The sequence below is a fragment of the Streptomyces marokkonensis genome (genome assembly GCF_039539045.1).
In the GTDB taxonomy this organism is placed as follows: Bacteria; Actinomycetota; Actinomycetes; order Streptomycetales; family Streptomycetaceae; genus Streptomyces; species Streptomyces marokkonensis.
In genome coordinates this window covers 1-7,657 of the sequence record NZ_BAABCQ010000251.1, presented here as the reverse complement: position 1 = coordinate 7,657, position 7,657 = coordinate 1, and the positions used below count along the sequence as shown (strand labels likewise).

The following is a 7,657-nucleotide window of genomic DNA, read 5'->3' as shown; positions in this document are numbered from 1 at the left end:
GCCTGCGGCGCCCTGCGGGGCAGGATGCCCTTGAACGTCCGTACCTGGACGTGCGGTGGCTGCGGGACGACCCACGACCGGGACGTGAACGCGGCCAACAACCTTCTGGCGGCCGGGCTGGCCGTGTCTGTCTGTGGAGCTGGTGTAAGACCTCAACGGAGTACTCCGGGCGGGCAGTCGGCGACGAAGCAGAAACCCTCACGACGTGAGCCGTGAGAATCCCCCTCCTTCAGGAGGGGGAGAAGTCAAGACGGGAGATGTGCGCGGAGCGAGCGAGCGCGACGAACCGGACGGATCCGGCGGACCCGAAGGACCCGAAGGACCCGAAGGACCCGACACGGTCCGCGAAGAGCGGGGAGGGACAGGAGCAGGAGCAGGAGCAGGGACAGGGACAGGAGCAGGTCTCCAGCGGTGTTCTCGTCTCGATCGGAGCCCTGCTGCTCGGCATGCTGCTCGCCGCCCTCGACCAGACCATCGTCTCGACGGCGCTGCCCACCATCGTCAGCGACCTGGGCGGCCTGGAGCACCTGTCCTGGGTGGTCACCGCGTACATGCTGGCCGCGACCGCCGCCACCCCGTTGTGGGGCAAGCTCGGCGACCAGTACGGGCGCAAGAAGCTGTTCCAGACGGCGATCGGGATCTTCCTGGTCGGCTCCGCGCTGTGCGGCGTGGCGCAGAGCATGTCCGAGCTGATCGCCTTCCGCGCCCTCCAGGGGCTGGGCGGCGGCGGGCTGATGGTGCTGTCCATGGCGATCGTCGGCGACCTGGTCTCGCCTCGCGAACGCGGCCGCTACCAGGGCCTCTTCGGTGCCGTCTTCGGCGCGACCAGCGTGCTCGGGCCGCTGCTCGGCGGGGTCTTCACCGAGCATCTCAGCTGGCGCTGGGTCTTCTACATCAACCTGCCCGTCGGTATCGTCGCGCTCGCCGTGATCGCGGCGGTGCTGCACATCCCGCGCCGGACCACCCGGCACGTCATCGACTACCTCGGCACCCTCCTCATCGCCTCCGTCGCCACCTGCCTGGTGCTGGTGGCCTCGCTCGGCGGCACGACCTGGGCCTGGGGGTCGCCGCAGATCATCGGCCTGGCGGTGCTGGGAGTCGTCCTGGCCGCCCTCTTCGTGGCCGTGGAACGCAGGGCAGCCGAACCCGTCCTCCCGCTCAAGCTCTTCCGCGTCCGCACCTTCACGCTCTCCGCCGTCATCAGCTTCGTCGTCGGCTTCGCGATGTTCGGCGCGATGACCTACCTGCCGACGTTCCTCCAGGTCGTGCGGGGCGTCAGCCCGACCATGTCCGGTGTGCACATGCTGCCGATGGTGTTCGGCCTGCTGCTGTCGTCGACGGTCTCCGGGCAGATCGTCAGCCGCACCGGCCGCTGGAAGGTGTTCCCCGTCGCGGGCACCGCCGTCACCACCCTCGGCCTGCTCCTGCTGCACCAGCTCGACGAGAACAGCGCGACCGCCGAGATGAGCGCCTACTTCTTCGTCTTCGGCCTGGGCCTCGGCCTGGTGATGCAGGTCCTCGTCCTCATCGTGCAGAACGCCGTGGCGTACGAGGACCTGGGCGTCGCCACCTCCGGCGCGACCTTCTTCCGCTCCATCGGCGCGTCCTTCGGTGTGGCCGTCTTCGGCACGATCTTCGCCGGCCGCCTCGGCGACAAGCTCGCGGACGCCTTCCGGGGTGCCGAACTTCCGCCCGGCGTCTCGGTGGACACCCTGAAGGCCGACCCGCGCGGCATCGGAGCCCTGCCGCCCGCGCTGCGTCCCGAGGCGCTGAGCGCCTACGCCTCCGCCATCACCGACGTCTTCCTGTACGCCGCTCCCGTCGCCCTCCTGGGTTTCCTGCTGGCCTGGTTCCTGAAGGAGGACCGGCTGCGCGGCTCGGTCAGGGCGCCGGACGCCACCCAGACCCTGGCCAGCAACCCGGTGGAGCGGTCCTCGCGCGACGAGGTGTGCCGTGCGCTGTCGGTGCTCGGCACCCGCGAGGGGCGCCGGGAGATCTACCGGCGGATCACCGCGCGGGCGGGCTACGACCTGCTGCCGGCGTCGAGCTGGATGCTGCTGCGGGTCAGGAAGTACGGCCGGGTCGAGCCCGCCGTGCTCGCCGAGCGCAGCCCCGTGCCGCTGAACGCCGTCATGGCCGCCGCCCGCCAGGTGGAGGAGCGGCATCTCGCCGTCCGCGAGGGCCCCGACCTGGTCCTCACCGAACGGGGCCGGCAGGTGGCGGAGCGGCTGGCGACGGCCCGCGAGGAGTCCCTGGCCGAGCTGCTGGGCGACTGGTGGGGCCCGGATCGCCCGACCGACCTGGTGCGTCTCGTGAGGGAGCTCACCGGCGAGCTGTGCGGCTCGGAGCGGGAGCGCCCGCACGAGGGGCGTTCGCGTGAGGGACGCACGCGCGAGGAACGGACCCCGGCACGGGCCGGCTGAGCCACCGCCGGCCTGCAAGCCGCGTCAGGCGGCGCGAGGGAGCCGCTTCAGATGCTTCGCGAACCAGTGCTCGGCGTACGGGTCCTCCTTGTACGCCTCGGTCTCCGTGTAGCCGAGACGCGCGTACAGGGCACGGGCCTCGACGAGGTCGCCTCGCGTGTCGAGGACCATCCGCGAGGCCCCGAGCGTCCGTGCCGCGTCCTCGGCGGCCCGCACCAGCAGTGCCGCGCCGCCCAGGCCGCGCATCCGCTCGTGCAGAAACACCCGGGTGAGCTCGGCGGTGGTGTCGTCCCGCAGCCGTACGCCCGAGGTGCCGGCCGGTTCGCCGCCGTACCGCGCGACCAGCAACCGCCCCCGGGGCGGTACGAGGTCGGCGCCGCGGTAGGCGGCGATCTCCCGCTCCAGCTCACCGGGGTCGGTGGGCCGCCCGTCGTGCAGCAGGTAGTAACGGTCGCTGACCTCTGTGTAGTACGCGCGCCAGAGGGCGGCGGCGACGGCGGAGTCGTACGGTTCCGGGGCGACGGTCCAGGTCATGACCGGCATTGTCGGATCGGGACCGGCATGCTGCGCAAGCGTATTTTCCCACTGATGTGCCGTCGGCGCGCGCCGTGCGCCGTTTGAGCGCGGACTCCGGGGCAACCCGAACAGCGAACCGGCCCGTTCGGAGAGCCGGTTGGGCCGAGAACCCGGAAGGCACTCATGTCCACAGGCGTGATCATCGCTTTGATCGTGATCGTGGCGGCCGTGCTCGTTGTCGCGGCCGTACTCGCTCTGCGCGCGCGGGGCCCCCAGCACGGCGGAAGCCTGAAGCGGCGCTTCGGGCCCGAGTACGACCGGGCCGTGGCCCGGCACGACGGCGACACCAAGGCCGCCGAGCGCGAACTCGCCGACCGCGTGGAACGGCACGGGTCGCTGCACGAGAGGCCGCTGGAGCCGGCCGAGCGCGAGCGCTTCGAGGCGCGCTGGACCGCGACCCAGGAGCGCTTCGTCGACTCCCCGCGCGAGGCGGTCGGCGAGGCGGACCGGCTGCTCGCGGAGCTGGCCGGCGCCCGGGGCTTCCCGGACGGCGGGCAGTACGAGGAGCAGCTCGCGGCGCTGTCCGTGCACCACGCCCACCACGTCGACGGCTACCGGCGCGTGCACCGCGTGACGCACGCGCGCGTGGACGGCGCGCAGGACAGCGGCGCGGGTACGGAGGAGATGCGCGAGTCCCTGGTCGAGGCCCGCGCACTGTTCGAGGACCTGGTACGTCCCGGCCGCCATGACGGCGGCAGGCACCGCGCCGGTACGGACGGCGACGGACACACGCCGCCCCGCGCCGCCCGCACCCACCACTCCTGGTCGCTCAGCAAGCGCCACCCGAAGGAGAGTTGAGGCACATGTCCGACGTGACCCGGCAGCCAGGCGGCAGCGGCACCCCCGCCGACGGCGGCACCCCCGCCGAGCCGCACAAGCAGAGCCCCGGCCCCGACGTCCACGCCGGGACCACCTCCGGCCTGGACACCATCCCGGCCCCGACCGAGAACACCGGCACCCCGGGCACCCCGGGCACCCCGGGCACCCCGGGCACCCCGGGCACCCCGGGCACCCACGGACACGGGGATGCACTGATCCCGCACGAGGAGTGCGACAAGCTCGGGCAGCGGCTGCAGCACGCGGTGGCCGGCTTCGTCGACGCGCCGCGTGCCTCCGTCGAGGAGGCCGACCGCGTCCTGGAGGAGATCGGCTCCCGCGTCACGGACGCCGTGACGCACCGGCGCCGCACACTGCGCACGTCCTGGCGCGACACGGGCGAGCCCGAGCGCGTCGCGACGAGTACCGACACCGAACAACTCCGGCTGGCCCTGCGGGACTACCGCGAGCTGGCGGACCGTCTCATGCGCCTGTGACTCACAGGCACCGAGGCGTCACCGATCCGCCCGGCGCTCCCGCCACCGCCCTACGACCTCTTCGACGTCGTAGGGCTTCAGACCCAGCGGGGGGCCGGGCGGCGGCTTGAACATGACGTCGCGGATCTTGACGTTGATCTCCTCGACGATGCGGCGGACCATCTGCTCCGACGGCGCGTTCGCCGCCGCCTCCAGGGCGTCCTCCGCCTCCTTGCGCAGGGCCAGCGTGGGCGGCAGCACGGAGAAGCCCTCGCGGGCCATCTTCCGTTTGACCCACCACAGTTCGTCGTAGGTGCTGTCGACTTCGCTCGGCAGGGGCTTTCCCGCGCCGGGCAGCTGTGCGAACTCGCCGCGCGCGTCCGCGTCACGAATCTGTTTGTCGACCCAGGACTCGAAGTCGACGCCAGGTGGCTTTCGCTCGGTCATGACCCCAGTGTGCCGGACACCGCGCCACCGGCCGATCTATCATGCGGCGGCGGTACGTCAACGAGGAACGACGTCCCAGGTTCCTCTCGGGTCCAGAAGGAGCGCGCGTGCTCGAACTCACCATGGCCGCCGTCACCGCGGCGGACGCGGGTGCCACGGCCGGCATGCAGATGGCCGATGCGCCCAGCGAGCCGGGGGCGGTGCTGCGGGTGGGCCGGGACAGGTCCGTGTGCCGGCTGTCGACGCCGGACGACTGGCTGTTCGTCTCCCGGGTCCACCTGGAGTTCCGGTGCGGTCCCGACGGCACGTGGCAGCTGACCTGGCTGCGGGGCTCGCAGCCGGACCCTTCCTCGGAGGTCCGGCTCACCGTCGGCGGACACACGCGGCCCCTGGACTACGGCGGCACCGTGCCGCTGCCGAGGGGCGGCAGCGGCGAGATCGTGGTCCAGGACCACGCGGAGCCGCGCAGCGTCAACGTCGGCTTCTACCACGAGGCCTGAGCACCCGTGCGCCGGTGCCTGCCCAGGGGCGCGGGTGCTCAGGCCAGCACCCGGGCCAGCGCGAATCCGTCGTAGCCCTTGCTGCCGACCGTCTGGACGGCCGTACCGCTGAGCCGCGGATGGCTGCCGATCAGCTCGATGGCGGCGCGGGTGCCGCGTACGTCGTCGGCGGCGTCGTCGGCGGCGTCGGCCACGCGGCCGCCGCGCACCACGTTGTCGAGGACGATCAGGCTGCCGGTGCTGGTGAGCTTCAGGGCCCACTCCACGTAGTGCGGGTTGTTGCCCTTGTCGGCGTCGATGAAGACCAGGTCGAAGGGCGGCGGATTCTCGTCGGCGAGCTTCGGCAGCGACTCCAGGGCGGGACCCACGCGCACGTCGACGAGGGCGTCGAGGCCGGCGCGGGCGATGTTGCGGGTGGCGACCTCGGCGTGCCGGGCGCTGTACTCCAGCGTGACGAGGCGGCCGTCGGAGGGGAGGGCGCGGGCCAGCCAGATGGTGCTGTAGCCGCCGAGGGTGCCGATCTCCAGGATGGTGCGGGCGCCCTGGACCTGGGCGAGGAGCTGGAGGAGCTTGCCCTGGTTGGCGGTGACGTTCACCTGCGGCAGCCGGGCGGCTTCGCTGTCCCGCAGGGCCGCCGTCAGGGGGGCGTCGTCGGGTGCGAGGTGGCTGGTGAAGTAGGCGTCGACGTCGTCCCAGAGCTGCGACTCGCTCATGACGGGGCCTCCCCTGTGCGGCGTCAGCTTTTCCGAGTATGTGCGCTGACGAAGATATCCGCACGGTGGTGGCGTTTCAGGCGTTTGCCGGAGTGTGTCAGCGTGGCACGGCCCGGGGTCCCCGGAGAGGGGCCCGCGAACACATCCCGGAGCCGTGCGCTCAGCCCTCCACCGACGGAGCCGACCCCGGCAGTGGGCGTCCCGCCGACTCCGACATGAACCACACCGCCACGCCACCGACCACGGCCGCGGCCATCATGTAGTACGCGGGCATCATCAGGTCCCCCGTCGCCCCGATCAGGGCCGTCACCACCAGCGGTGTCGTACCGCCGAACAGGGACACGGACACGTTGAAGCCGATCGACAGCGAGCCGTACCGCACCCGGGTCGGGAAGAGCGCCGGCAGCGCGGACGGCATCGACGCCGTGAAGCAGACCAGCAGCAGCCCCAGCGCGGCCATGCCCAGCCCCACCGCTAGCAGGCTGCCCTCGCGGATCAGCAGCAGCGCCGGTACGGACAGGAGCAGGAAGCCCGCGCAGCCCGCCGCGATCACCGGCCGCCGCCCGATCCGGTCGGTCAGCGCGCCGGCGAACGGCTGGACGACCATCATCAGCGCCATCACCACCAGCACCACGAGCAGCCCGTGCGTCTCGTCGTACTCCAGCTCGCTCGTCAGGTAGCTCGGCATGTACGACAGCAGCATGTAGTCGGTGACGTTGAAGACCAGCACCAGTCCGACGCAGAGCAGCAGCGCCCGCCACTGCCCGGTGATCATGTCCCGCAGCGGTGCCTTCGGCCGCGACGTCTCCGCCTTCTCGAGCTCGGCGGCGAACGCCGGCGTCTCCTCCAGCCGCATCCGCAGATAGAGCCCGACGATGCCCATCGGCCCGGCGATCAGGAACGGGATGCGCCAGCCCCAGGACGTCAGGTCGCCGTCGGAGAGCAGCGCCGTCATCAGCGTCACCAGCCCCGCACCGCCGATGTACCCGGCGAGCGTGCCGAACTCGAGCCAGCTCCCGAGGAACCCGCGCCGTTTGTCCGGCGCGTACTCGGCGATGAAAGTGGACGCGCCCGCGTACTCACCTCCGGTGGAGAACCCCTGCACCAGACGGGCGACCAGCAGCAGCACCGGAGCCCAGACGCCGATCGTCGCGTACGAGGGGATCAGCCCGATGGCGAACGTGCCCGCCGCCATCATGATCATCGTGAAGGCGAGAACCTTCTGCCGCCCGACCCGGTCGCCCAGTGGGCCGAAGACCATGCCGCCGAGCGGCCGGACCAGGAAGGCCGCCGCGAAGGCGCCGAAGGTGGAGAGCAGCTGGGCGGTCGGGTTGCCCGACGGGAAGAAGACCTTGCCCAGCGTCACGGCGATGTAGCTGTAGACGCCGAAGTCGAACCACTCCATCGCGTTGCCGAGCGCCGCCGCCTTCACGGCACGCTTGACGAGAGCGGGATCGGTCACGGTGGGGGAAGCGGTCCCCGGCGGAGGGGAGGGGTGCGGGTTCGTGCCGGACGGGTGAGTGGCGACGGGGGCAGCCGACAAAACTTCGCTCGCCTACCTTTCGACGGGAACAGGGACGCCACGACCCGTACGGCGGCACTGTCGCCGGGCCGGAAAGAAGCCCGCGGCACTCGGCCACGGGCAGAAAAGCGAAGTCGGATCGTAGCCATGTCGTTCTGTGAGCCAAGGAGTTGCTTACCTGAAT

Annotated in this window: 9 protein-coding genes; 5 read left to right on the top strand and 4 right to left on the bottom strand. The window is 71.7% G+C overall.

Translation table 11 applies throughout. From position 1 onward, the window contains the following. Window positions 1-216 (top strand): zinc ribbon domain-containing protein (locus ABEA26_RS33835; RefSeq protein ID WP_345597606.1); only part of this gene is annotated, 216 nt, incomplete at its 5' end. 41 nt (window positions 217-257) lie between these two features. Further along, a complete protein-coding gene (locus ABEA26_RS33830) occupies window positions 258-2,423 on the top strand; it encodes an MDR family MFS transporter (RefSeq protein ID WP_425587949.1) in 2,166 nt (721 codons plus the stop codon). A gap of 24 nt (window positions 2,424-2,447) precedes the next feature. On the opposite strand, the gene ABEA26_RS33825 is transcribed toward ABEA26_RS33830, so the two are convergent. Beyond that, entirely contained in the window at window positions 2,448-2,957 is a 510-nt protein-coding gene (locus ABEA26_RS33825) for a GNAT family N-acetyltransferase (RefSeq protein WP_345597602.1), read from the bottom strand. A gap of 165 nt (window positions 2,958-3,122) precedes the next feature. On the opposite strand from ABEA26_RS33825, the gene ABEA26_RS33820 reads away from it, so the two are divergent. Both ABEA26_RS33820 and ABEA26_RS33815 read left to right on the top strand, forming a co-directional pair. After that, window positions 3,123-3,797 (top strand): hypothetical protein, encoded by a 675-nt coding sequence (locus ABEA26_RS33820; protein ID WP_345597600.1) that lies wholly within the window; start codon window positions 3,123-3,125, stop codon window positions 3,795-3,797. Between the two features lie 5 nt (window positions 3,798-3,802). Next, a complete protein-coding gene (locus ABEA26_RS33815) occupies window positions 3,803-4,312 on the top strand; it encodes a hypothetical protein (RefSeq protein WP_345597598.1) in 510 nt (169 codons plus the stop codon). 18 nt (window positions 4,313-4,330) lie between these two features. On the opposite strand, the gene ABEA26_RS33810 is transcribed toward ABEA26_RS33815, so the two are convergent. Next, complete coding sequence (locus ABEA26_RS33810; RefSeq protein ID WP_345597597.1) at window positions 4,331-4,738, bottom strand: DnaJ family domain-containing protein; 408 nt, start codon at window positions 4,736-4,738, stop codon at window positions 4,331-4,333. Between the two features lie 107 nt (window positions 4,739-4,845). Here ABEA26_RS33810 and ABEA26_RS33805 point away from each other — a divergent pair, with 107 nt between their 5' ends. Then, complete coding sequence (locus ABEA26_RS33805; RefSeq protein ID WP_345597595.1) at window positions 4,846-5,238, top strand: hypothetical protein; 393 nt, start codon at window positions 4,846-4,848, stop codon at window positions 5,236-5,238. 38 nt (window positions 5,239-5,276) lie between these two features. Here the strand turns inward: ABEA26_RS33805 and ABEA26_RS33800 are convergent, their stop codons facing one another. Both ABEA26_RS33800 and proP read right to left on the bottom strand, forming a co-directional pair. Next, a complete protein-coding gene (locus ABEA26_RS33800) occupies window positions 5,277-5,951 on the bottom strand; it encodes an O-methyltransferase (protein ID WP_345597593.1) in 675 nt (224 codons plus the stop codon). A gap of 160 nt (window positions 5,952-6,111) precedes the next feature. Continuing rightward, window positions 6,112-7,494 (bottom strand): glycine betaine/L-proline transporter ProP, encoded by a 1,383-nt coding sequence (gene proP, locus ABEA26_RS33795; protein WP_425587948.1) that lies wholly within the window; start codon window positions 7,492-7,494, stop codon window positions 6,112-6,114. Between the last annotated feature and the right edge of the window lie 163 nt (window positions 7,495-7,657).